This window comes from Nocardia sp. NPDC051981 (genome assembly GCF_040680715.1).
Lineage (GTDB): Bacteria > Actinomycetota > Actinomycetes > Mycobacteriales > Mycobacteriaceae > Nocardia.
In genome coordinates, this window is record NZ_JBFAXK010000010.1 from 178366 (window position 1) to 200816 (window position 22451).

22 protein-coding genes and 1 other RNA gene are annotated in these 22451 nt (G+C 69.4%); 11 read left to right on the top strand and 12 right to left on the bottom strand.

Annotated features, from left to right (window positions below):
* Nucleotides 1-58: 58 nt before the first annotated feature.
* From AB0L60_RS19840 to AB0L60_RS19865, 6 genes are all read right to left on the bottom strand, one after another.
* Nucleotides 59-796: a helix-turn-helix transcriptional regulator gene (locus tag AB0L60_RS19840; protein ID WP_364615774.1), complete on the bottom strand. Its 738-nt coding sequence runs from the start codon at nucleotides 794-796 to the stop codon at nucleotides 59-61.
* A gap of 244 nt (nucleotides 797-1040) precedes the next feature.
* Entirely contained in the window at nucleotides 1041-2207 is a 1167-nt protein-coding gene (locus AB0L60_RS19845) for a CocE/NonD family hydrolase C-terminal non-catalytic domain-containing protein (protein WP_364615777.1), read from the bottom strand.
* Nucleotides 2208-2787: 580 nt separating this feature from the next.
* The gene (locus AB0L60_RS19850) at nucleotides 2788-3420 is read right to left on the bottom strand and encodes a TetR/AcrR family transcriptional regulator (RefSeq protein WP_364615780.1); all 633 of its coding nucleotides are present in this window, start codon (nucleotides 3418-3420) and stop codon (nucleotides 2788-2790) included.
* A gap of 142 nt (nucleotides 3421-3562) precedes the next feature.
* Nucleotides 3563-3736 (bottom strand): hypothetical protein, encoded by a 174-nt coding sequence (locus tag AB0L60_RS19855; protein WP_354838293.1) that lies wholly within the window; start codon nucleotides 3734-3736, stop codon nucleotides 3563-3565.
* 141 nt (nucleotides 3737-3877) lie between these two features.
* Entirely contained in the window at nucleotides 3878-4393 is a 516-nt protein-coding gene (locus AB0L60_RS19860) for a gamma carbonic anhydrase family protein (protein ID WP_364615784.1), read from the bottom strand.
* A gap of 68 nt (nucleotides 4394-4461) precedes the next feature.
* Nucleotides 4462-5451, bottom strand: coding sequence for a helix-turn-helix domain-containing protein (locus AB0L60_RS19865; protein ID WP_364615787.1), 990 nt, complete (start codon nucleotides 5449-5451; stop codon nucleotides 4462-4464).
* Between the two features lie 71 nt (nucleotides 5452-5522).
* Between AB0L60_RS19865 and AB0L60_RS19870 the strand changes: the two genes are divergently transcribed.
* Nucleotides 5523-6317 carry an MBL fold metallo-hydrolase gene (locus tag AB0L60_RS19870; RefSeq protein ID WP_364615790.1) on the top strand — a complete coding sequence of 265 codons (795 nt, stop codon included), beginning with the start codon at nucleotides 5523-5525 and terminating at the stop codon, nucleotides 6315-6317.
* A gap of 54 nt (nucleotides 6318-6371) precedes the next feature.
* Nucleotides 6372-7481 carry an alanine dehydrogenase gene (ald, locus tag AB0L60_RS19875; RefSeq protein WP_364615793.1) on the top strand — a complete coding sequence of 370 codons (1110 nt, stop codon included), beginning with the start codon at nucleotides 6372-6374 and terminating at the stop codon, nucleotides 7479-7481.
* A 59-nt stretch (nucleotides 7482-7540) separates the two neighbouring features.
* Here the strand turns inward: ald and sigJ are convergent, their stop codons facing one another.
* The 4 genes from sigJ to AB0L60_RS19895 form a co-directional block, all read right to left on the bottom strand.
* Complete coding sequence (gene sigJ / locus AB0L60_RS19880) at nucleotides 7541-8506, bottom strand: RNA polymerase sigma factor SigJ (protein ID WP_364615796.1); 966 nt, start codon at nucleotides 8504-8506, stop codon at nucleotides 7541-7543.
* A 140-nt stretch (nucleotides 8507-8646) separates the two neighbouring features.
* Nucleotides 8647-9588, bottom strand: a complete 942-nt coding sequence (locus tag AB0L60_RS19885; protein WP_364615799.1) for a cobalamin biosynthesis protein — start codon at nucleotides 9586-9588, stop codon at nucleotides 8647-8649.
* Between the two features lie 100 nt (nucleotides 9589-9688).
* A complete protein-coding gene (locus AB0L60_RS19890; protein WP_364615965.1) occupies nucleotides 9689-10648 on the bottom strand; it encodes an SURF1 family cytochrome oxidase biogenesis protein in 960 nt (319 codons plus the stop codon).
* A 17-nt stretch (nucleotides 10649-10665) separates the two neighbouring features.
* The gene (locus AB0L60_RS19895) at nucleotides 10666-11151 is read right to left on the bottom strand and encodes a low molecular weight protein-tyrosine-phosphatase (RefSeq protein WP_364615802.1); all 486 of its coding nucleotides are present in this window, start codon (nucleotides 11149-11151) and stop codon (nucleotides 10666-10668) included.
* A gap of 44 nt (nucleotides 11152-11195) precedes the next feature.
* Between AB0L60_RS19895 and cobC the strand changes: the two genes are divergently transcribed.
* From cobC to AB0L60_RS19915, 4 genes are all read left to right on the top strand, one after another.
* Nucleotides 11196-12245 (top strand): Rv2231c family pyridoxal phosphate-dependent protein CobC, encoded by a 1050-nt coding sequence (gene cobC / locus AB0L60_RS19900; protein ID WP_364615805.1) that lies wholly within the window; start codon nucleotides 11196-11198, stop codon nucleotides 12243-12245.
* Nucleotides 12246-12307: 62 nt separating this feature from the next.
* On the top strand, nucleotides 12308-13438 hold the full coding sequence (locus tag AB0L60_RS19905; protein WP_364615968.1) for a Nif3-like dinuclear metal center hexameric protein: 1131 nt from the start codon (nucleotides 12308-12310) through the stop codon (nucleotides 13436-13438).
* A gap of 110 nt (nucleotides 13439-13548) precedes the next feature.
* On the top strand, nucleotides 13549-14286 hold the full coding sequence (locus AB0L60_RS19910; RefSeq protein WP_364615808.1) for a C4-type zinc ribbon domain-containing protein: 738 nt from the start codon (nucleotides 13549-13551) through the stop codon (nucleotides 14284-14286).
* Between the two features lie 251 nt (nucleotides 14287-14537).
* Nucleotides 14538-15725, top strand: a complete 1188-nt coding sequence (locus AB0L60_RS19915; RefSeq protein WP_364615811.1) for a bifunctional RNase H/acid phosphatase — start codon at nucleotides 14538-14540, stop codon at nucleotides 15723-15725.
* Between the two features lie 21 nt (nucleotides 15726-15746).
* Here AB0L60_RS19915 and AB0L60_RS19920 read toward each other — a convergent pair whose 3' ends face one another.
* A complete protein-coding gene (locus tag AB0L60_RS19920) occupies nucleotides 15747-16634 on the bottom strand; it encodes an alpha/beta fold hydrolase (RefSeq protein WP_364615814.1) in 888 nt (295 codons plus the stop codon).
* A gap of 30 nt (nucleotides 16635-16664) precedes the next feature.
* On the opposite strand from AB0L60_RS19920, the gene rnpB reads away from it, so the two are divergent.
* The 5 genes from rnpB (at nucleotide 16665) to AB0L60_RS19945 (ending at nucleotide 21082) form a co-directional block, all read left to right on the top strand.
* Nucleotides 16665-17095: RNase P RNA component class A (gene rnpB / locus AB0L60_RS19925), an RNA gene on the top strand.
* A gap of 183 nt (nucleotides 17096-17278) precedes the next feature.
* Nucleotides 17279-18247: an SPFH domain-containing protein gene (locus AB0L60_RS19930; protein ID WP_364615817.1), complete on the top strand. Its 969-nt coding sequence runs from the start codon at nucleotides 17279-17281 to the stop codon at nucleotides 18245-18247.
* Between the two features lie 428 nt (nucleotides 18248-18675).
* Nucleotides 18676-19002 carry a hypothetical protein gene (locus AB0L60_RS19935; RefSeq protein ID WP_364615820.1) on the top strand — a complete coding sequence of 109 codons (327 nt, stop codon included), beginning with the start codon at nucleotides 18676-18678 and terminating at the stop codon, nucleotides 19000-19002.
* A gap of 14 nt (nucleotides 19003-19016) precedes the next feature.
* Nucleotides 19017-20507, top strand: coding sequence for an RNB domain-containing ribonuclease (locus AB0L60_RS19940; protein WP_364615823.1), 1491 nt, complete (start codon nucleotides 19017-19019; stop codon nucleotides 20505-20507).
* Nucleotides 20504-21082, top strand: a complete 579-nt coding sequence (locus tag AB0L60_RS19945) for a Uma2 family endonuclease (protein WP_364615826.1) — start codon at nucleotides 20504-20506, stop codon at nucleotides 21080-21082. The genes AB0L60_RS19940 and AB0L60_RS19945 overlap by 4 nt, the downstream gene beginning before the upstream one ends.
* 53 nt (nucleotides 21083-21135) lie before the next feature.
* On the opposite strand, the gene AB0L60_RS19950 is transcribed toward AB0L60_RS19945, so the two are convergent.
* The gene (locus AB0L60_RS19950; protein WP_364615829.1) at nucleotides 21136-22383 is read right to left on the bottom strand and encodes an ROK family protein; all 1248 of its coding nucleotides are present in this window, start codon (nucleotides 22381-22383) and stop codon (nucleotides 21136-21138) included.
* Nucleotides 22384-22451: the final 68 nt, after the last annotated feature.

Consider the following 22451-nt stretch of genomic DNA (forward strand, 5'->3'; position numbering starts at 1 on the left):
GAGCGGAGTTCGTGCCGAATCGGCACGAACTCCGCTGCTGTTTCAGGACTGGATCGAATCACAGTGGCAGGCACAGCAACAGGGTTATTCGGTCGGGGTACTTTTCGTTGTGGACCGGGCCGGCTTGGACGCTGTATTCGCGGATTTCGCCGGAGCCGGGGTTGCGGAGGCGTTGGGTGCGGACGGGTGGGCTGAAGTCGACGCCGCCCTCGGACCAGAAGCGGCGGAAGTCGGGGAAGCGGGCCAGGTCGGTGACGAAGGTGGTGAAGACGGAGTCGTCGGGGGCGCGGCCGACCGTCATGCGCAGCCATTGGACGTATTGGCGGGCTTCGGATTCCCAGTCCACCTCGATGACTTTCGCCTGTTCGTTGCCGAACATCCAGCGGAAGACATTGCCCTCCTCGCGGAGGCCGGGCAGGGCCGCGTTCCAGGAGTCATTGGAGTCGAGGACGTTTCCGCACGGGTCCAGGTAGGCGGCGAGGGCCGGTTCCAACAGGGCCAGGGCGCGCTGCTGATCCGGGGTGATCGCGGCGTGCAGTTCCTCCGGGCCGGCGGTTTCGGGTATGCGCAGCCCGGCCAGTTCGTGCAGATGCCGGCGGTCGGTGGGGGTCAGCGGGGACATCAGGTTCAGGCAGCGCATCAGAGAATCGACCACCGATCGCGTCGGGTTTCCCCGTTCGCCCTTCTCCAGGGCCGTGATGTAGCTGGCGCTCACGCCTGCCGTGTAGGCCAGGTGCTCGCGGGAGAAGCCGCGTTCGTCGCGTAGCCGCCGTAGCGCCTGGCCGAAGGTCGGCACCGCGATATCCTCAGCAAACCAACCGCTTTCCCTGTCTCCGGACACCGAAGACCTGCCTTCCCAACACCCGCTCGTCGCCGTTCCCGCTCGCAGTCACCGACGAGCAACCCGATTACGGATGCTGCCACATGGGTGCGATGCCGAGGAGCCGGTCGGAATATCCCGTTTGTGTTGGTTCAAGGCATTGTGACCGCGGTGCGGCCGTGCTATCGCCATGCAACGGCCGCCCCGCGGGTAGGTCCGGTCAGGGCACCATCGGAAGATCGATGTAGCAGGGCCCGTGATCGCTGGACAGGGTGATGACGCTCCCGGGTTCGGTCTCGTCACCGTAGAAGTGGTCGTTCGTGTCGACGATCAGTACGACCCGATGGCCGCCGGGGACCCGATAGTCGGTGGCCTGCAGGGGAACTCGGATGGTCTTGGTCTGCTCCGGGCCGCGGTTGGCGATGGTCGCCGCGGCACGGGTGATGATCCGCAGCGCCCCGGTCACCGGGTTGTGGTCGAACAGATACGTGATCAGCGTGGCCGTCGTGCTGGACGGGGTGACGGTCAGCGCGATCTCGGGGATGCCCGCGATGTGGCGGGGCCGGAGGAAGACCCGTGTGTGCCAGACCGCCGCCCGTGTGCGGTCCACCTCGGCCAGCGGCTGGCGGTTGGGCATCAGCAGGCGTTCGCGGAAGCCGTCCATCACCAGTTCGGTGGCGGCCCGGACCTGTTCGGTTCCGGCCTGGAAGCTCTGGCTCATGGTCGCCGGCTGATCCGTGACCAGGGTGCCGTCGGGGGACGCGCCGGACGGCGCGGCGAGGTGGTAGCGGCGCACGGGATTCGACCACGCGGACAGGTCGTTCGACGAGGCCATCGTGAAGCTGTACATGGTCTCCGTGTGTACGACCCCGTCGCTGTCGATGCCGTTGTCGACGCCGAGCAGATAGTGGTCGAACCAGTCGTAGGCCGCCTCGGTGGTGCGGGTGTAGACGCCCAGCAACAAGCCGGGAATCTCCACCGCGCCATGGTCGCCGATCGCCAGATCCAGTCGCTTCGGTCCGGGGAAGCGGTCGAAGTAATCGATCAGCTGATTCTGCGGGAAGATGGTCTCGTGCCAGAAGCTGGTGAAGAACGTTGGCACCGGGCGGATCTGGTCGGCCTCGGCGGGGGAGCGAGGTCGGGCGTAGTCGAGCACCTTGTCGATATCCGTATTGGCCCGGAAGGATTCGAGCACTTTCTGCAAGTCCTCGCTGGGACGGTCGCTGATGCCGGCGAGGGCTTCGGCGGCCATGATGTGCCGGGTTCCGTTGTCGTAGAGGGCCTTACCCAGATCCGCCCAGGTGCTCAGCGCGACCACGGCCTTGACGGCCGGGTGGGCATTGGCGACCAGCTGGCTGATGCCCGAGCCGTAGGAGATGCCCGCCATCCCGACCTTCTCCCGACGGATTCCTGGTCCGGGGCCAAAAGGCGCAGTTGACCCGGGTGAGCTTGCGACATGACAAATCCCTTCGATCCTCGGTATTCCGAACAACTTTCGAGGCAGCGTGCGATAGACCTCCCGGAGTGGAAATCCGGCCGACGCGAGTCGTCGCCGTGCAACGGTCCAGGGAATTCGCGAATCATTCAGGGCTGGAAGGCCTTTGCCAATCCCCGAATACCGTCGATGTTACGCCGGTCGCGGAGTTGCTGTGAACGATTCGGGAACCGTGAGTTTCCTTGTGCGCCAGCCGATTTGGAATAGACTCGTCGGTATCGAGTGGTCGGTCGCCGTGCCGCGGGTTCGCGCCGGGCATATCACACCGCCACCGGATAGTGAACTGTGAGGGTGCTGGGTGTCGCCATGGAGTCCGCCCAGAGTTCGGGTTCGGGTCTCGTCCAGAGGTATTGAGCGGCAGTAACTTTCGATGCGTCTTCGAAGTACACGGCCGAAAGGTCATGAAATGGTTGCTCTGATCCTTGCCGCGGGCTACAGGGCGATGGTGCGCGGAGTGAGTTTCCGGAGCGGGTCAGGCCGGCTGCACGCCGACCATGGGCAGCACGGTGCGGCGGGCGAACTCGCGTGCGGCCGTCTCGTCGGTCAGCGGGATCAGGCCGTCCGGGGTCAGCACCAGCGACTGGCCCAGGCGGGCAAGCACTTCGGCGACCAGGTCGGCATCGAAGGCGGGCACGTCGGCGGAAGCCTGCAGCACGCGCAGTTTCTCGGCCAGGTAGGTGCGCCCGAGTGCGAGAATGGGCCCGGCCTCGGTGGTCAGGCGCGGCAGGATGGTGTCGGGCTCGGTGCGCAGCAGCCGTTGCAGCAGTTTGTTGCTCGCCAGCTGGGTAATGAACGCGACGAAGACCTCGACCAGCTGATCGTCCCCGGATTCGCCGGTGGCCGTGGCCTCCTGCACCCGCTTGTCGATCTCGGCGATGAACAACTGCGCCTCGCGCACGCCCACCGCTTCGACCAGATCGTTCTTGGACTCGAAGCGGCGGTACAGGGTGGCCGGGCTGATGCCGGCGCGACGCGCGATCTCCCCCATACTGGTTCGCTTGATCCCGAAGTCGAGGAATGCCGACAGCGCGCTCTCCAGCAGCTGTTCGCCTTCGGCCCGCGGCTTCTCCAGGATGCGTTGCAGGATGGTGGGCACGGACGGCATCGAGTCTCCAGTCGATCGGTTGGCGACCGCGACATTGCGGTGAACGGCCAAGGCGCGCAGTGGCGCACAGGTCGAGCCGCATTATCGCATCGCCGGAGGGTTGCGGTCGCAACCCCGTCCGATCAGCGAACGCCGCGCCCGATCAGCGGACGTCGAGCGCGGCCATTTCGCTCTCTATCGCATTGGCGGCGAAATCGATGCCATTGGAACGCAGTTCGTGCACCCGGCGCTGGAGCGCCTCGATTCCCCCTGGCTGCGCGGCGATATCGGCCACGCTGATGCGCTGTCGGTGCATACCGTCGTGCTCGTACGACACCGTTGAAACCTCCTGCTAGCCCCGAGCGCGCACCCGGCTAACAGCGGCACAGCCCGGGCCGCCGGGTACGCTTCGAACGATGCTAACAGCGGCCTTTATGGTCACTTGTTCAGTGTGGGGATTCTCACATGCCCCCTTCAGTCACGCCTCTTGACCCTGGCGGTGCATGGTTGTGTTGTGCAGGTAGGCGGTCGCATTCAGGCGAATGTGATCACGCTCGGCCTCGCTCAGCTCCCGGCGCACCTTGCCCGGTACCCCCGCCACCAGCGAGCCCGGCGGAATCTGGGCGCCCTCCGGAACCAGCGCGTTGGCCGCGATCAGGCTGCCCGCCCCGATGACCGCGCCGTTCAGCACCGTCGCGCCCATGCCGATCAGCACATCGTCGCCGACCGTGCAGCCGTGCAGAATCGCGTTGTGCCCCACCGAGACTCCCTCGCCGACCGTGCACGGGAAGCCCGGATCGGCGTGCAGCACACAGCCGTCCTGAATATTGCTGCGCGCACCGACGGTGATCTGATCCATGTCACCGCGCAGCACCGCCGAATACCAGACGCTCACTTCGGCTTCCAGCCGTACCCGCCCGGCCACGGTAGCGTTCGGCGCGACCCACGCGCTCTCGTCGATCTGCGGCACGTGCTCACCCAGCTGAATCCTCATAGCCCCGAACTTAGCCCCCGCCGGGTGCCGGGCCGCCGCGGGGAGCCGCGGCGGCGGACTCGGCTCGGTCAAACCCGGCGGAAGAGGGCCCGATGGGCCGCGGGCGTGGTGCCGAGCAGTCGGTGGAAGTGATGGCGGAGATTGACGCCGGTGCCCAGCCCGGAATCGGCGGCGATGCGGTCCATGGTGTCGTCGGTGGATTCCAGCAGCAGCCGGGCATGGTCCACGCGTTGCTGCAGCAGCCACTGCTGCGGACTGGTGCCGGTGCGATCACGGAAGCGGCGGGTGAACGTGCGCCGCGACATGAGGGCCGTCCGGGCCCAGCCGTCCAGATCCACCGGCTGGTCGAAATGTGTTCTGGCCCAGACCATCGCGTGCTCGATCGGGTCCTGGTCGTCCGCCTCGGGCACGGCGACCGGGATGTACTGGGCCTGTGAGCCGCTGCGGTGCGGGGCCAGCACCAGCCGGCGGGCCAGCTCGGCGGCGACCCGGCTGCCGTGGTCGGTGCGCACCAGGTGCAGACAGCAGTCGAGGGCCGCGGCGGTGCCGGCGGAGGTGATGAGGTCGCCGTCATCGGACCACAGGGTGTCCGCGCGCACCCGGACCGCCGGATACGCGCGGGCCAGCTCGACCGCCGCCGACCAGTGCGTGGTGATCTCCCGTCCGTCGGCCAGGCCGCTCGCCGCCACCGCCCACGCGCCCAGGCACAGGCCGACAATGCGGGCGCCGCGGGCGTGGGCCCGGTGCAGGGCGTCCCGGATGGGTTCGGGCAGTGGGAGTCCGCGCTCCCAGCTGGGGATGACCAGGGTGTCGGCGGTCTCGGTCGCCTCCAGGCCATGGGCGACGACGATATCGAAACCCGCTGGGGTGGTGATGGTTCCGGGGCGTTCGGCGCACACCACCACGCGGTAGGGGCTGCCGGCGGGACCGCCCGCGCCGATGTGGCCGAACACCAGGGTCGGCACCGCCAGATGGAACGGGCTGATCCCGTCGTACACCACGATGGCCACCGTATGCAGGGACTCGGCGGCGTCGGCTGCGCGAGATTCAGCAGTCATGGCCCGATTTTATCGATGCGCGGCCTTCGGGCCACTGTCGCCACCCACGGTCCGCGACGAGACTCGTCGGCATGACGAACACGATCGACACCGCAGCGGCCACCTCCACCCTCGAGCTCCTCCACATCGGCGGCCCCACAGTGCGATTCGGCTACAGCGACCTGGTCTGGCTGACCGACCCCACCTTCGACGAGCCGGGTGAGTACCCGGGCGGTGTCACGCTCTACAAGCTGAGCGGGCCGGCCGTGCCCGTCGCCGAGATCGGGCGGGTCGATGTGGTGCTGCTCTCGCACGATCAGCACGCGGACAATCTCGACCGGTCCGGGCGGGAATTCCTGGCGGGGGTCGAGACGGTGCTGTCCACGCCGGACGCCGCCGGGCGCATGGAAGGTGTTCGCGGACTGGCAGAGTGGGAGTCGGTGCAGATTGGGGCGGTCACCGTCACCGCGGTGCCCGCACTGCACGGTCCCGAGGGTTGCGAGCCGTTCACCGGAGTGGTCACCGGGTTCGTGCTGCAGGCCGACGGGCTGCCGACGGTCTATGTCTCCGGGGACAACGCCTCGGTCGACTACGTGCGGCGGATCGCAGAACGCTTCGGGCGCATCGATATCGCCGTCCTCAATGTCGGGGCGGCCAATACCGACCGCTTCGGCGATCACGACCTGACCCTCAACGGCCGCACCGCGGTCCACGCCTCGGAGGCGCTGGGTGACGCGGTGATCGTGCCGGTCCACGCCGAGGGTTGGGCGCACTTCTCCGAACACCTCGACTACCTGACCCACCGCTTCACCCTCGCCGGTCGCGCGGACCGGCTGCGCATTCCGACCCCCGGTGAGGTCTTGGCCGTCGCCGCGATCGCCTCCTGAAATCGGGCCGTGGCGCTCATGGCGGCGCGGCTCCAGCGGGTGAACGATGGCGGTATGAGAATCGGGGTACCGCGGGAGGTCAAGGAGCAGGAGTATCGCGTCGCCCTCACCCCGGCCGGCGCCGGGGAACTGGTGCGGCACGGGCACGAGGCGCTGGTCGAGGCCGGGGCGGGGGTGGGGTCCGGGTTCGCCGACGCCGACTACATCGCGGCGGGCGCGCGGGTCCTGCCGGGCCCGGACGAGGTCTGGGGCGGGGCGGAACTGGTGCTCAAGGTGAAAGAGCCGATCGCCGAGGAATATTCGCGCATGCGGGAGGGGCAGGTGCTGTTCACCTTCCTGCACCTCGCCGCTTCGCGGGACTGCACGGACGCGATCCTGCGCTCCGGCATCACCGCCATCGCCTACGAGACAGTCCGGGCCGCCGACGGGTCGCTGCCGCTGCTCGCGCCCATGAGCGAGGTGGCGGGCAAGCTGGCCAGCCAGGTCGGGGCCTATCACCTGATGTCGCCGCAGGGCGGGGCGGGCCTGCTGCTCGGCGGAGTGCCGGGGGTGGTGCCGGCGGACGTGACGGTCCTCGGGGGCGGGGTGGCCGGTAGCAATGCGGCGGCTGTCGCGGTCGGCATGGGGGCGCGAGTCACCGTGCTGGACACCAATATCGCGCGACTGCGGGAACTCGACGCCCGGTTCGGTGGGCGCGTCACCACGATCGGCTCCAACGCGGCCGAGGTCGAGAAGGCGGTGCTGGCGGCGGACCTGGTGATCGGCTCGGTCCTGGTGCCGGGCGCGCGGGCTCCGAAACTGGTGCCCGACAGTCTGGTCGCCCACATGCGCCCGGGCTCGGTGCTGGTCGATATCGCCATCGATCAGGGCGGATGCTTCCAGAGCTCGCATCCCACCACCCACGCGAAACCGACGTTCCAGGTGGCGGATTCGCTGTTCTACTGCGTGACCAATATGCCGGGCGCGGTTCCGCACACCTCCACTGTGGCGCTCACCAATGTCACCCTGCCGTATGTCGGCGCCATCGCGAATCTCGGCTGGTCCGGCGCCTGCGCCACCGATCCCGGCCTGGCCCAGGGGCTCACGGCCGACGCGGGCCGGCTCTACTCGCCGGAGGTGGCCGCCGCGCACGGGCTCGGACCGGTGACGCGGGTCGCGTCCTGACGGACGACGACGGGCCCGCCACCGGATGAATCCGGTTGCGGGCCCGCGGCTTCCGTGGTTCAGGAGTCGCTGTCTCGGCTGGTGTCGCCGAGTGGCCAGTCGGGCTCCGCGCCTTCGGCCGGGATGCCGTGCAGCTTGTCCGGGTTGCGGACCACGTCGATCTTGGTGATCCGGCCGTCGTCGATGGTGAACGCGAAGACGCCGGTGTACTTGCCGTCGAACACCACCAGGCCCGGGCGGCCGTTGACCAGCACCGAACGGCCCCACGCGCCACCGACCTTCGATGCGACATCGAGGAAGCCGAGCAGCGTCTTGGCGACCTTCTCCGCGCCGTGCATGGGGTGCAGGAACGCCTGCACCTTGCCGCCGCCGTCGGAGGTGAAGGTGACATTGGAATCCAGCACGCCGAGCAGGGCGCTCAGATCACCGGAACGCCAGGCCACCGCGAACGCCGAGACCACCTTCTCGTGCTCGTCCGCGCTGGCGGGGAAGCGGGGCGTGCCGTCCTCCACGTGTTTGCGGGCGCGCGAGGCCAATTGGCGCACGGCGGCGGGGGTGCGGCCGACCACCTCGGCGACCTCGGGGCCGGACATGCCGAAGACGTCCTGCAGGACGAAGGCGGTGCGCTCGGCGGGGGAGAGGGATTCCAGCACCACCAGCAGGGCGGTGGTGACGCGCTCGTCCTGCGAGATGCGGTCGGCCGGATCGTCCCAGGTGGTGATCTCCGGCTCCGGAAGCCATTCTCCCACATACTGTTCGCGCCGGGACCGCGCCGAACCCAGATGGTCGAGGGCCAGGCGGCCGGTGACGGTGGTCAGCCACGCGCGCAGGTTTTCGATATCCGCGCCCTCGGGGCTGGTCTCGTAGTAGCGCACCAGCCGAAGCCACGCCTCCTGCACCACGTCGTCGGCGTCGCTGAGACTGCCGAGCGTGCTGTACGCGACCCGCCGCAGATAGCCCCGATGCTCCTCGAACCGTCGCGCCAGCTCGACCTGATCGGGCCCGTCCGGCCGTCCGTCACTCATCGCACCCTCGCCCTTCACTCACGTCCGCCCCGGTGGGGCGAACCGTCCACAGCATCGACGAAACAGGTCGGCGGACTGTGACATTCCTTCCGGAAATCTAGCGAAGGCGACCGAACGGTTCGTGAATTCGCGCGGCTGGATCAGCGTCGCCGCAGGTAGGCGGCCGTCGCGGCGGCGACCACGGTCGCCACCTGCACCGCTTCCGAGAGCCGCACCGCCCGGCGCAGATCGCGCACCCGGGGGATCGGACCGTCACCGAGCGTCGGCCGCAGCTCGGCGCCGTGCCGATACTCGGTGCGACCGCCGAGGGTTACGCCCAGCGCGCCCGCCATGGACGCCTCCGCCACACCGGCATTCGGGCTCGGATGCTTGGCCGCATCGCGCCGCCACGCCCGCCACGCATCGGCCGGGCGACCGCCGACGACCGGAGCCAGCGCGGTGGTGATGAGACCGCTGACGCGGGCGGGTGCGAGATTCGCGACATCGTCCGTGCGGGCCGCCGCCCAGCCGAAGTTGCGGTAGCGGTCATTGCGGTAGCCGATCATGGCGTCGAGAGTGTTGATCGCCCGATACGCCAGCAAGCCGGGAACACCCGCCACCGCACCCCAGAACAGCGGGGCCACAGTCGCATCGGAGGTGTTCTCCGCGATGGATTCGAGCGCCGCCCGCGCCAGCCCGTCCGCGTCGAGCACCTCGGGATCCCGCCCGCACAGCGACGGCAGCAGTGCCCGCGCCCCGTCGATATCGCCGGATTCGAGCCGATCCGCCATGTCCCGCCCGGTCCGTGCCAAGCTCGTCCCGCCCAGCACCGTCCAGGTCGCGGCAGCCGTCAGCACCGCCGCACCGAGCGCTCGTCCGGCCACCGCCCGCCGTAATCCGATCCCCAGCCCCGAAACCGCACCGACCAGCACGATCTCGTGCACAACCCCGGCCACGCGGCTGTCCCGATAGGTGAGCCGTTCCACCTTCATTGCGGCCGAACCGAATCCGGCCACCGGATGCCCGCGCCGCGGATCCCCCAGCGCCCGGTCCAACCCGAACCCGAGCAGCAGTCCCGCCGCAATGGCAATTCCCGTTCGCACCCGGCGAGGTTAGCGGAGGCGACAGGCCCGGCCGACTTCAGCCGCGGCGCGGAGAACGGCTGTGCACATGCGGAATGCGCCGCGACGGTGTAGCCCGGGTCTACCGGCGCCTGCCGCCGTAGCGGTCGGCGAGGCGAGCTTCATTTGTCGTGGGTTTCGGCTTGGGTGCCGGGTCATTGGGTTTCGCCGCGCGTGCGGGAGTGGTCGATTCGGGTGTAGCCGCACCGGTCGACTCAGGGGTGTCGGTCGGCATGGCAGGGGTGGCGGGCTCGCCGGTAGTGCTCGGTTGGGCTGCGGCTTCGAACTTCTCGCGGCGGCGGGCGCGGATCTCGGCCCAGACGAAGTAGCCGAGGCCGAGGGGGGCCATGACGCCGAAGGCCAGCCACTGCAGGCCGTAGGAGAGGTAGGGGCCCGAGTCCAGCTGGGGGAGCGGGTCGGGGGTGAAGGCGCCGGGCTGGCCGGACTCGAGCTGGAGGTAGCCGCCCAGGCCGTCGGTGGGGATGGGGGTCAGGGGGATGCCGAGGACCGCGGCTTCCTGCTGGGTGTCGGTCGTATAGACCTGGCGGTAGCCGTCTTCGGTGGTCGGGGGCTTCTTCTCGATCACGCCCTCGGAGGCGCGGATGCGGGCCGCCAGCTGCTGGGTGCCGGAAGGCGGGGCGGCGACGACCGGCGGATGAGTACCGCCCTCGGCCGCTGCCACCTGGCCGCGGTCCACCAGCAGGGTGCGGCCGTCGTCGAGGCGGAAGGCGGCCAGCACCGTGTAGGCGGGCTGGCCGTCGAGGTGGCGCAGCCGCACCAGCACGGTCGAATCCGGCACGTAGACGCCGTTCGCGGTGACCCGCCGCCACTCCGTGTTCTTGCCGCTGCCCGACAGCATGCCGGTGATGTCGACCGGGTCGGCGTGCACCGAATTCGCGATGCGGTCGTTGCGTTCGGAGGTGCGGGTGTTCTTGCCGAGCTGCCAGGGGGCCAGCACGGTGAAGCACAGGTAGGCGAAACCGGCGACCACCACGGCGAGAATCAGCCAGCTGGGCCGCAGCAGGAAGGTGAAGCGCCGCAGCAGCGAGGTTACCGAGCTCATGCGACCTCACCCAGCTGTTCGCGCACCCAGTCCAGCAGGCCCGGCACCGCCGCCTCGATCTGTTCGCGGACCAGCGCGAAATCGGCCTGATCGCCGTAGTACGGATCCGGCACCGATCGCCCGTCCGCGTGCGGATCGAAACTCCGCAGCAGCCGCCGCTGATCCGACGGCACCCCCAGCCGGGCCAGCTCCCACTCGTGCCCGGTGTCGAGCGCCACCAGCAGATCGGCCGCCCGATGATCCGGCCCGATCAGCGCGGCCCGATGCCCGGTCGGATACCCGTGCGCCTCCAGCTCCCGATTCGTCCGGTAGTCGGCTTCGTTCCCCACATGCCAGCTGCCGGTCCCGGCACTGCTCACCCGCACCCGATCCGCCAGCCCCGCACGTTCCAGGTGCGCGGCGAAAATCTTCTCGGCCATCGGGGACCGGCAGATATTGCCGGTGCAGATGAAGGTCACATGCAGCTCGCCCACGACAGCCATTCTGTCCGGTGGGCGTGGGAGGCGGCCACGTAGGGTGGACGGCTGTGCCGGACGACACGGAGTTTCCCGATTTCGACCATGCCAGGCTGCGGCACCACGGGGACGTGGAGGCGCGGCCCGGCATGGTCGATTTCGCGGTGAACGTCCAGGGGAGCGCGCCGCCGGAATGGTTGCGTGAGCGGCTGGCGGGACGGCTGGGAGAGCTCGGGCGGTATCCGGGCGAGGCGGACGAGCGGGCGGCGCGCGCCGCGGTGGCCGCCCGGCACGGGCGGGCGATCGACGAGGTGCTGCTGCTGGCGGGGGTGGCCGAAGGGTTCGCCATGCTGCCGCGGCTGGGGTCGCGGCTGGCGGCGGTGATCCATCCCTCGTTCACCGAACCGGAGCTGGCGCTGCGGGAGGCGGGGGTATCGGTCGCGCGGGTGATGCTCGCGCCGCCGTACACCCTCGACGGCGACGCGGTGCCGGAGGACGCGGATCTGGTGGTGGTGGGCAATCCCACCAATCCGACCTCGGTGCTGCACCCGGCGGACAGTATTCGCGCGCTGCGGCGGCCCGGCCGCATCGTGGTGGTGGACGAGGCATTCGCCGACGCGGTACCGGGCGAGCCGGAATCGCTTGCCGGAGAGAGCTATCCGGATGTGCTCGTCTTCCGGAGCCTCACCAAGACCTGGGCGCTGGCCGGGCTGCGCTGCGGCTATGTGCTCGGTGCGCCGCCGGTGCTGGCGCGGCTGAATCACGGGCGCCCGCACTGGCCGCTGGGCACTCTGCAACTGGAAGCCATTGCGGCGGTGAGCGAACCGGCGGCGGTGGCCGAGGCGCAGCGCCGGGCCGGGACCGTCGCGGCCGATCGGGCCGCCATGATTCCGCGGTTGCGGGAACTCGGCGTCGAGGTGCACGAGCCCGCGCACGGGCCGTTTCTGCTGCTCCGCGTGCCGGATGCGGAATTGTTGCGAAAGAAGCTCGCGGACAAGGGAATCGCGGTGCGCCGTGGTGATACGTTCCCGGGGCTGGAAACAGCGTTCCTGCGAGTCGCGGTGCGGCCCGCCGCCGAGGTGGATCGGCTGGTCGCCGCGATTCGCGACGTGGGTCTGTGAGCGGGACGCAGTGGGTTTGTGAGTGAGCGCAGGCTGGTGAGCGAACAGGAGGTTCGGTTGTGGTGACGACGGTGCGGCTGGCGGATCTCATGGCGGCGCTGGATGCGGCGTACCCGCCCGGGCTGGCCGAATCCTGGGATTCGGTGGGGCTGGTGGCCGGTGATCCGGACGAGCCGGTGTCGCGCGTGCTGTTCGCGGTCGACGCCACCGGCGCGGTCGTGGACGAGGCGATCGAGTGGGGTGCGCAGGCGCTGGTCGTGCACCATCCGCTGCTGCTGCGCGGCGTGGACACGGTCGCGGCCAGCACGCCGAAAGGTGCGCTGCTGCACCGGCTCATCCGCTCCGGATGCGCGCTGTTCACCGCCCACACCAATGCCGACGCCGCCGACCCCGGGGTCTCGGACGCGCTGGCGCACGCCATCGGGCTGACCGTGACCGGTCCGCTGGATCCGAAACCCTGGACCGCCCTGGACAAGTGGGTGGTGGCGGTGCCCGTCACGCATCGCGACGAGGTGCTCGACGCCCTGTTCGCCGCGGGCGCGGGCAGCAGCGGGACCTACTCGGATGCCGCGTGGACGGTCTCGGGCACCGGACAGTTCCGGCCCCTCGACGGCGCGAATCCGGCCCTGGGTGCGGTCGGTGAGCTGCACGAGGTCACCGAGGACCGCCTCGAGGTGGTCGCCCCGCCGTCCCGCCGCGCTGCCATGCTGGCCGCCCTCCGGGCCGCGCATCCGTACGAGGAACCCTTCTATCACGTGACCGAGCGCGCCGCGCTGCCCTCCGGCCTGGGCATCGGCCGCGTCGGCGAGCTGCCCGCCCCGGAAACCCTGCGCGAGTTCACCGCTCGCGTCCGTGCCGGCCTGCCCGCCACCACCTGGGGGGTGCGCGCCGCGGGGGACCCGGACCGCGTCATCCGCACCGTCGCGGTGTGCGGCGGCGCGGGAGATTCGTTCCTGGGCAAGGTTTCTCGCCTCGGCGTCGATGCCTACGTGACCTCCGACCTGCGCCACCATCCGGCCGACGAGCACCTGCGCGCGGGCGGCCCGGCCCTGATCGACGCCGCCCACTGGGCCACCGAGTTCCCCTGGTGCGCGCAGGCGGAAGGTGTGGTGCGCGCCGCACTGCCCGGCCTCGAGACCCGCGTCTCGACGCTCCGCACCGACCCGTGGACCCTCGGCGCGGCCGGCTGCTGACCCCGCGACGGGATCGTTTGTCCAGCTCCAGGCGGTGTTGGCGGTTCGGACCCGCGCGGGCGGGTACGGTGGGAGTCTTACTCGTCCATAGCGTCCAGGAGACCTTCGCGTTGAATGTCGAACCATCGATCCAGGCCAAGCTGCTCGACCTCGCCGCTGTCGATGCCGAGCTGACACGGATCGAGCATCGCCGCAAGGTGCTGCCCGAGCAGCAGGAGGTGGCGCGGCTGGAAGGGGAGCGCACCACCCGCAAGGACGCGGCGGTGAAGGTCGAGATCCTCATCGACGACCTGGACCGCGACATCCGCAAGCTGGAGGGCGAGATCGAGGCCGTCCGCAAGCGCGAGGACCGCGACCGCGGCATGCTCACCGCCGGGTCGGTCGGGGCCAAGCAGCTCTCCGAACTGCAGCACGAACTGGGCAGCCTGGAACGCCGCCGCACGGTCCTCGAGGACGATCTCATCGAGGTGATGGAGCGCCGCGAGGCCGCCGCCGCCGACCACGATCACGCCGGCGCCAACCTGGACCAGGCCGAGGCCGACCTGGTCGACGCCGAGCGCCGTCGCGACGACGCGGTCGCCGACCTGGATGTCGCCCAGCAGCGCTGCGACTCCGACCGCGCCGCCCTCGTCAACTCCTTCCCCGCCGAGCTGCTCACCGCCTACGACAAGCAGCGCACCACCTACGGCGTCGGCGCCGCCCTGCTCCAGGCCCGCCGCTGCGGCGCCTGCCGCATCGAACTCGACCGCGGCGAGATCTCCCGCATCTCCCAGACCGCCCCCGACGTGGTGGTCCGCTGCCCCGAATGCGGCGCGATCCTGGTGCGCACCAAGCAGTCCGGCCTGTGACAACCCGCCGCGCGCCGCTGATCGCTGCGCGCGGCGGTGCCGGAATGCCTCGAGGGCGTTCCGCCGGCCCGATGTGATGAGCTCGGTCGGCGACCGTGAGGATCCATGGTGCGGCAGCTCGTCGAGGCGGCGGCCGCAACCGGCGCGGGTGCGGCAGGTGTCTCCGGCCGAGCTGGTCCGCCGTGGACGAATGGCCGCGGGTAGCACGCCGCAAGCGCGATGACGGACGACATGAAGGGTGAGAAGCGTTGGTGGACTTGGTGATCGTCGAGGCCGACGGCGGGTCGCGCGGTAACCCGGGGCCTGCCGGTTACGGTGCGGTGGTATGGGATGCCGATCACGTGCGGGTGCTGGCCGAGCGCAAGCAGTTCCTCGGAGTCACCACCAACAATGTCGCCGAATATCGCGGGCTGATAGCGGGTTTGGAAGCCGCGGTCGAACTCGGCGCGCGTGAGGTTTCCGTGCGGATGGACTCCAAGCTGGTCGTGGAGCAGATGTCCGGGCGGTGGAAGGTCAAGCACGAGGCCATGATTCCGCTGGCCGATCGGGCGCGGCGGCTGGTCGCCGGGTTCGATCGGGTGAGCTTCACCTGGATTCCGCGCAAGGAGAACCCGCACGCCGACCGCCTGGCCAATGAGGCGATGGACGACGCCGATACGGTCGCCGACGTCCGCACCGCGCTGGCGAACGATCGGGTCGCCCGTCCCGCGGCGGTCGAAGGCGGTTCGGCAGTAGGGGAAATCGCCGCGGCGGTCGCGGGTGGCGTCGTCGAAGTACCCGAAACCGCGGGGGGCACCGCGCACTCGCCCGGATGGACCGGTGCCGTGGGACGGCCGACGCGGCTGCTGCTGCTCCGTCACGGGCAGACGGAACTCTCTGTGCAGCGGCGGTATTCGGGGCGGGGGAATCCGCCGCTGACCGAGCTCGGGCAGGAACAGGCGGCCAACGCGGCGGCCATGCTGGCGCGCAAGGGCGGGATCGAGGCGATCGTGAGCTCCCCGCTGGGGCGGGCCAAGGAGACCGCCGAGGCGGCCGGCCGGTCGCTCGGACTGCCGGTGCGGGTGCTGGACGGGTTGACCGAGACGGATTTCGGTGCGTGGGAAGGGATGACCTTCCGGGAGGCCCGCGAGCGGGATCCGGAGCTGCACGGCCGCTGGCTGGGGGATCCGTCGATTCCGGCGCCCGGCGGCGAGAGCTTCGATCAGGTGCGGGAGCGGGTCGAGGGGGTGCGGCGGGATCTGGTGGCACTGTATCCGGGCGCGAATGTGCTTGTGGTCAGCCATGTCACGCCGATCAAGACGCTGCTGCAGCTGGCGCTCGGGGTAGGGCCCTCGCTGCTGTACCGGCTGCACCTGGATCTGGCGTCGCTGTCCATCGCCGAGTTCTATCCGGATGGCGGTTCGTCGGTGCGCCTGGTCAACGACACCTCGTACCTCTGAAGCCCTGCGCCCCGCCGGGGTTCAGGGACGCAGCGTGGCCATCAGGAACTCGGTCTGGTCGTGGACGGCCTTCTCGAACCAGTCGTCGAAGTAGATCTCGAAATGCCCGATGGGGTAGCGCTTCACGGTGGCGTGCTTGGTGCGCTCCGCGGCCTTGAGTGTCGGGCCGGCCGGGGCCACCGAGTCGTTGTCGCAGATGGCGTACAGCACCGGCGCTTTGATGTCCTTGACGTGCCGGGTGGGATTGTCGAACAGCGTCGACAGGGCGACGCGGGCCGCCACCTTCGGCCGGTACTGCCCGCTCTCCTCGGCCAGGCGGCCGAAACCGGCCGGCACGTCGGCGGCGCTCATCAGCGCAGCGGAATGCTTCTTGCCCGCCAGCCGGGCATTGATCGGGCGCCGGATGATCGGTCCCACAACCTGATCCGTGACCGCCAGCGTGCCGGTCTTGATCAGGCTGATCGGCCCCTTCGCCAATGCCGAGGACCGGCCGCTGGTGAACGGGCACTGCGCCACCACGGCCGCGATGTAGTGATCGTCGGGCGCGACCGCCAGCACGTGCCCGCCACCGAATGAACTGCCCCACAGTGCGATTCGCGTGGCGTCGATCCCCCGGACGGTGCGCGCGAAGGCGATGGCCGCATGCCAGTCCGCGCGCTGCCGGGCGATATTGATCACCTGCCGGGGCTCACCGCCGCTGGCCCCGAAATGCCGATAGTCGAAGGCCAGGGCCGCGATTCCCGCCGACGCGAACCGCCGGGCATACCGGTCCAACCCCATTTCCCGGTCCGCCCCCAGCCCGTGACCCATGACCACCAGCGGGCGCGGCTTGGGCGGTCCATCCGGGAGATACAGCCATGCGGCGCACTGCTCGCCACCCGAAGGGAACCCCACCTCCACACGCTCCATGGGGCCCTACCGTACCCTGGTGGCCGCGGACGAGTCGGTCGGGCGGCCGCGGCGAAGGGAACGGGCACGCATGTGCCGCCGCCCTTCGCCGAGGAAAGTCCGGACTCCGGAGAGCAGGGCGGTTGTTAACGGCAACCCGGGGCAACCCGCGGGACAGTGCCACAGAAAACAGACCGCCGGTGGGCCGCACTTCGCGAGAAGTGCACCGCCGGTAAGGGTGAAACGGTGCGGTAAGAGCGCACCAGCGTGCCGGGTGACCGGCGCGGCTAGGTAAACCCCGCCCGGAGCAAGGTCGAAGGCCGCACTCGCGAGAGTGCGGCTGCGCAGGTGTTCGAGGGCTGCTCGCCCGAGCCTGCGGGTGGACCGCTCGAGGCACCCGGCAACGGTGTGTCCAGATGGATGGTCGCCACCCGGTGGGTAACCACCGGGTACAGGATCCGGCTTACAGACCGACTCGTCCGCCTCCGCAACCCCCGTGCCCAGGGCTGGGGGTGGGCGTCCCTCGAAATCGACGCGCGAACGTGATGACGAATGTCCCGATGTTGCAGGGTTGTTATCTCGTCGCAGGGGCGATCTTCCGGTGCAATGATGGAGGCACGCCATCGGACTTCCGGTGGAGCGGAGATAATTTCGCGGAGCGAACAATGGATGTTCTGTATCTGTTGGTAGGTTGGCTGGCCGCCTTTGCGGTGATCGCCGGGATCGGACTCGCAGCCGGGGTGCGGGTGGTCACGCAGTACGAAAAAGGGGTGGTATTCCGGCTGGGGCGGGTGCGAGCGGTGCGGGAGCCGGGAATGCGGCTGCTGATTCCGGGCGTGGACAAGATGCAGAAGGTCTCCATGCAGGTGATCACCATGCCCGTGCCCGCGCAGGAGGGGATCACGCGTGACAATGTGACGGTCCGGGTGGATGCGGTCGTCTACTTCCGGGTCATCGATCCCATGCGGGCGCTGATCGAGGTGCAGGATTATCTGTTCGCGGTCGCGCAGGTGGCGCAGACGTCGCTGCGCTCCATCATCGGCAAGAGCGAACTGGATGATCTGCTGTCCAATCGCGAACAGCTCAACAAGGGCCTGGAGCTCATGATCGACAGCCCGGCCATCAACTGGGGCGTGCACATCGATCGCGTCGAGATCAAGGACGTCGCGCTGCCGGATGCCTTGAAGCGCTCCATGTCTCGTCAGGCCGAGGCCGAACGCGAACGCCGCGCCCGCATCATCTCCGCCGAGGGCGAGCTGCAGGCGTCGGAGAAGCTGGCGGCCGCCGCGGCCAATATGGCCCACGCCCCGGCAGCCCTGCAATTGCGTTTCCTCGAAACCGTGGTTCAGGTTGCGGCGGAAAAGAATTCGACCCTGGTGCTGCCGTTCCCGGTGGAACTGCTGCGCTTCCTGGAACGCAGCGGGCACGCGCCGGCCCCGGCAGCCGGGTCGGAAGCGGCGCCCGAGCAACCGGCCGCCGAGCCGTCGGCCCTGGAGCCCGCCGCCCTCGGCGAGCTGATGGCCGCGCTCGCCCAGCCCGGCCTCCGGGAGGCCCTGGCGGCGCTGGAACAGCCCGGTGCGCAGGCGAAGACGAACGCGGCCGGGGGCCCCGGCCGCGGTGAGGAGTCGGCGTAGCGCGGGCACCGGGTCCGAGCGCGTCCGGCGGCGAGAGGTGAGGAAACAATCATGTCGGGTCTGATTCAGCCGGCGGCCATCGTGGTGCTGTTCGGTATCGCATACGCATTCAAACTCTTCAGCGCCAAGTTCCCGGACGGTCTGCGCGGAAAGTAGACCCCGCGACCACGGGCGGGGAAATGGCCGGCGGGAGAGCGGAGTGAGCGACGCCGCTCTCCCGTTTGCGTGCACGGACCGACGGGTTGGATGAGAATTGCGACGCGCCACACGGCGTGTAGCGGCGCGGCTCGGCGTGTCGAGCGGGTTATCTGCTCCGAACTGGCACCGAACGTGATCGACGTCATAAAGTGTTGCGCGTTGGAAAGTTCCGTTGCGGTCCGCAACGGGGCGAAGGGCTCAACAAACGTCGGAAAGCAGGTCTCGTCTACATGCGAATTGCTCGCAAACTGGCAGTCGGTGCGCTTCTCGCTGCCGCCGCTACCGCTGTGCTGGGTGCCGGTTCCGCCTCGGCGGCCACCGTGACCCCGCTGCCGGGTGGGGTGCAGGTCGATCTCACCCCCGCGGACACGGTGTGGGTGGCGCAGACCCACATCGGGCAGGCGATCGCGGGCCTGCCGCATCCCTCGGCCGCGTCCTTCGGGGAGGCTCTGGACTCGGCGGCCGCGATGTCGTCCCAGTACCCGGGTGGTCGCGTGGTGTTCACCGTGTACGGTCCGTTCAACGAGCTGAACGGCACCATGCTGGCCCTGCAGTAGGGACAGTCTCCGCAGTGGAACTGCATCAGCGGATCGTGTCGGCGCCGGTGGACTTCGGCGTCGTCCGAGCTGAGTTCGGATTGGCCTCGGACTACCCGTCCGGGGCCGTCTCGGAGGCCCGCGACGCGGTGGACGCGTTCGCGGGCGCCCGGGTCGATCGGCGGGAGATTCCGCTGGTCACCATTGATCCCCCCGGCGCCATGGATCTGGATCAGGCGCTGTATCTGGAGCGCACCCCGGCCGGCGGATTCCTGCTCTACTACGCCATCGCCGATGTGGCCGCGATGGTTGTTCCCGGCGGGCAACTGGCCCGCGAATCCCTGGCTCGTGGCCAGACCTTCTACTTTCCCGATGGCACCGTCCCGCTGCATCCGCCGGTGCTGTCCGAGGGCCGCGCCAGCCTGCTGCCCGCCGTGGACCGCCCGGTCGCGCTCTGGACCATCGAGTGCGACGCACGCGCCGTGCCCGTGCGCTACACAGTGACGCGCGCCCTGGTGCGCTCCCGTGCCCGCCTCGACTATCGGGGTGTGCAGGCCGATGCCGACACCGGCCGCCTGCACCCGTCCCTCGCGGCGCTTCCGGAGTTCGGCCGCCTGCGCATCGCCGCCGGAATCGAGCGCGGCGCGATCACCCTGCGGCTGCCCGCGCAGATCGTGGTGCGCGACGGCGAGCAAACCGGAATCGATCATTGGCAGCTCGCCGTCGAACCGCGCACCGCCGTCGACGATTGGAACGAACAGGTCTCCCTGCTGGCCGGCATGTGCGCGGCCCGAATCATGCTCGATGGCTATAAGTCGAACGGGTCCGGCAACTCCGATCAGGTGGGTTTGCTGCGTACCATGCCACCGCCCGCCCCGGCCGCCATCGAGTCGATGCGCCACACCGCCGCCGCGGTCGGGGTGTCCTGGCCGCGGAACGAGTCCGCGGGACGCATGCTGGCCACCCTGGACTGCAATACTCCCGCCGCCCTGGTGCTCATGTCCGAGGCCACCGGCCTGCTGCGCGGCGCGACCTACACCGTCCTGAACGGCCAGGCCCCGGAAGCCTTACAGCACAGCGCTATCGGCGCGCCCTACGCCCACGTGACCGCCCCCCTGCGCCGCCTGGGCGACCGCTACGCCACCGAGATCTGCCTGGCCCGCTGTGCGAAAACCGAAGTCCCGCACTGGGTCCGCGACGACCTCACCGCCGTCGCCGACACCATGCGCCGCACCGACGCCATGGCCGGCAAGGTGGAACGCGCCTGCGTAGACCTCACCGAGGCCACCGTCCTGTCCCCCCGCCTCGGCACCGACTTCGACGCCGTGGTCCTCCGCGAAGCCAACGCCACCCGCCCCGCCGAAATCTTCATCGCCCACCCACCCGTCCTCGCCAAGTGCACCGGCACACCCCCGGAGGGCGGGACGGTGCGAGTGCGACTCGCCGAGGCCGACCCCACGACCCGCACGGTCATGTTCGGCTACCCCGCCGGACCAGCGCTTTCGATGCCATACTCGAACACATGACCGTCGAACCGTTTCCGCAGTGGTTGCGCCCGCCGCCGGGCGGATTCGTCGCTGAGGATCTGGACCGCTTGCCCGACCTGCCGCCGCACACCGAGCTGATCGACGGGAGCCTCGTCTTCGTGAGCCCGCAAGCGAAGTTCCACCGCTTGGCGAATATCCTCCTCGACGCAGGGCTGCGCCGGTACGTCCCAGCTGATATGCGGGTCCGAGGTGAGATGACCGTGACCCTGGACCGAGACCAACGCCCTGAGCCGGACGTGATCGTCGTACATGCAGATCGCGACGGCGATTACGGCCTCACCGGATACCAGGCCGACGATGTGGTGCTGGTCGTCGAAATCGTCTCGCCGGAATCGCGAACACGAGATCGAGAGCGCAAACCGCAGCTGTATGCCAGAGCGGGGATATCGCATTTCTGGCGCGTCGAAAATGCCGACGGACGCCCAGTGGTGTACGTCTATGAGCTCGATCCGGCCACAAGTACATACGCGCTCACCGGAATTCATCACGATCGGCTTCAGCTGACCGTGCCGTTCGAGATCGACATCGATCTCACCGAGATCGACCACCTTTGACCGTGCCTCGACCTGCGGCGTGAGGGGGTAACCAACGGCAGGTGCGGCCTTGGTCAGGCCGGGGTCAGGGGTGGGGTGTCGGTGCGGCGGGCGCGGCGGGCGGCCACCGAGCCGAAAGTTTCCCGGTCGGCGAGGAATCCCTCGAGGGCGAAGGTTGCCGCGCCGAGGCTGGAGGGGTTGTGGGGGAGAGTGTCGAGTTCGAGGGTGACTGCCGCGAAGGGGTCGGACATGGCGTGGTGGGCGGCGGCGCGGCGGGTTGCTTCCAGTAGTGGGGTGCCGAGGTGGCGGGCGACCAGGTCGCCGAAGACCATGCGGCGGGGGTTGAAGAGGTTGACCAGGTTGGCTATGGCCACGCCCAGGTAGTGGCCGGTCTTTTCGATTACGGCGTGGGCGGTTTCGTCGCCGCGGGCGGCGGCTGCGGCCACGGCCGCGACGGTGGTGGCGGCGTCGTCGTCGAGAATGTCACTCGCGGAATCGATTTCGCGCAGGGTCGCGGCGATTCCGGGGGCGCTCACATAGGCTTCGACGCAGCCGTTGCGGCCGCAGGTGCAGGAGCGGCCGTCGAGGACCAGGTTGGTGTGGCCCCATTCGCCGGCGCTGTTGGTGACGCCGCGGTAGAGCATGCCGTCGATGACGACGCCGATGCCGACGCCCGCGCGGAGGGTGACGACGATGAGGTCGTCGACATCGCGGCCGGCGCCGAACCAGAGTTGCGCCGCGGTACTGGCTTTGAGCGGATTGTCCAGGTAGAGGGGATACGGTAGCCGCTGTTCGAGCAGGCTTTTGAGTGGGACGTCGTGCCAGTGCCAGTACGGTGAGAACACCGACTTCCCGGTCTCGGGTTCGACCAGGCCGGGCACGCTCAGGCCGATGCCGAGCACCTTGTCGGCATCGCCTGCCATGACCGCCTCGATGCCCTCCGCGATGAGCTCGACGATGTCGCCGGGCGTGGTCGCCGCGCGATCGACCGGGATCTCACTCGACCGCAGCACCGACATGGCGAGGTCGAAAACGTCCACGTGGATACTGGTTTCGGCGATATCGACGCCGATCAGCCTGCCGCGGTCCGGATTGATGGCGAGCTGGGCGCGCGGCCGTCCGATTCCCGCTGCCTCGTAGCCGAGTTCGGCGAGCACCCCCACGTCCAGGAGTTCGGCGATCAGATTGCCGATCGTCGCGAACGACAGCCCGGTGGCCTGTGCGATCTCCTGCCGGCTGGTGTGCCCCGCCGCGGCGTACACCGCCTGCAGTACGCAGAACCTGTTGCGGCGCCTGATATCCCGCGCGGTCAACTGGTACACGGCCTCGCCCTCTCCTTTCGCTACTGCTCGCGAAGATACCCGAGCCCTTCGCGAGACTACTTCTGCCA

Excerpts from the sequence above, each read along its gene's own strand:
- AB0L60_RS19930 (WP_364615817.1), top strand. The coding sequence starts at position 17,279 with ATGGATGTTCTGTATCTGTTGGTAGGTTGGCTGGCCGCCTTTGCGGTG.
- AB0L60_RS19860 (WP_364615784.1), bottom strand. The coding sequence starts at position 4,393 with ATGAGGATTCAGCTGGGTGAGCACGTGCCGCAGATCGACGAGAGCGCG.
- AB0L60_RS19850 (WP_364615780.1), bottom strand. The coding sequence starts at position 3,420 with ATGCCGTCCGTGCCCACCATCCTGCAACGCATCCTGGAGAAGCCGCGG.
- AB0L60_RS19865 (WP_364615787.1), bottom strand. The coding sequence starts at position 5,451 with ATGACTGCTGAATCTCGCGCAGCCGACGCCGCCGAGTCCCTGCATACG.
- AB0L60_RS19845 (WP_364615777.1), bottom strand. The coding sequence starts at position 2,207 with ATGGCGGGCATCTCCTACGGCTCGGGCATCAGCCAGCTGGTCGCCAAT.
- ald (WP_364615793.1), top strand. The coding sequence starts at position 6,372 with ATGAGAATCGGGGTACCGCGGGAGGTCAAGGAGCAGGAGTATCGCGTC.
- AB0L60_RS19920 (WP_364615814.1), bottom strand. The coding sequence starts at position 16,634 with ATGGAGCGTGTGGAGGTGGGGTTCCCTTCGGGTGGCGAGCAGTGCGCC.
- AB0L60_RS19895 (WP_364615802.1), bottom strand. The coding sequence starts at position 11,151 with ATGGCTGTCGTGGGCGAGCTGCATGTGACCTTCATCTGCACCGGCAAT.
- AB0L60_RS19935 (WP_364615820.1), top strand. The coding sequence starts at position 18,676 with ATGCGAATTGCTCGCAAACTGGCAGTCGGTGCGCTTCTCGCTGCCGCC.
- sigJ (WP_364615796.1), bottom strand. The coding sequence starts at position 8,506 with ATGAGTGACGGACGGCCGGACGGGCCCGATCAGGTCGAGCTGGCGCGA.
- AB0L60_RS19870 (WP_364615790.1), top strand. The coding sequence starts at position 5,523 with ATGACGAACACGATCGACACCGCAGCGGCCACCTCCACCCTCGAGCTC.
- AB0L60_RS19945 (WP_364615826.1), top strand. The coding sequence starts at position 20,504 with ATGACCGTCGAACCGTTTCCGCAGTGGTTGCGCCCGCCGCCGGGCGGA.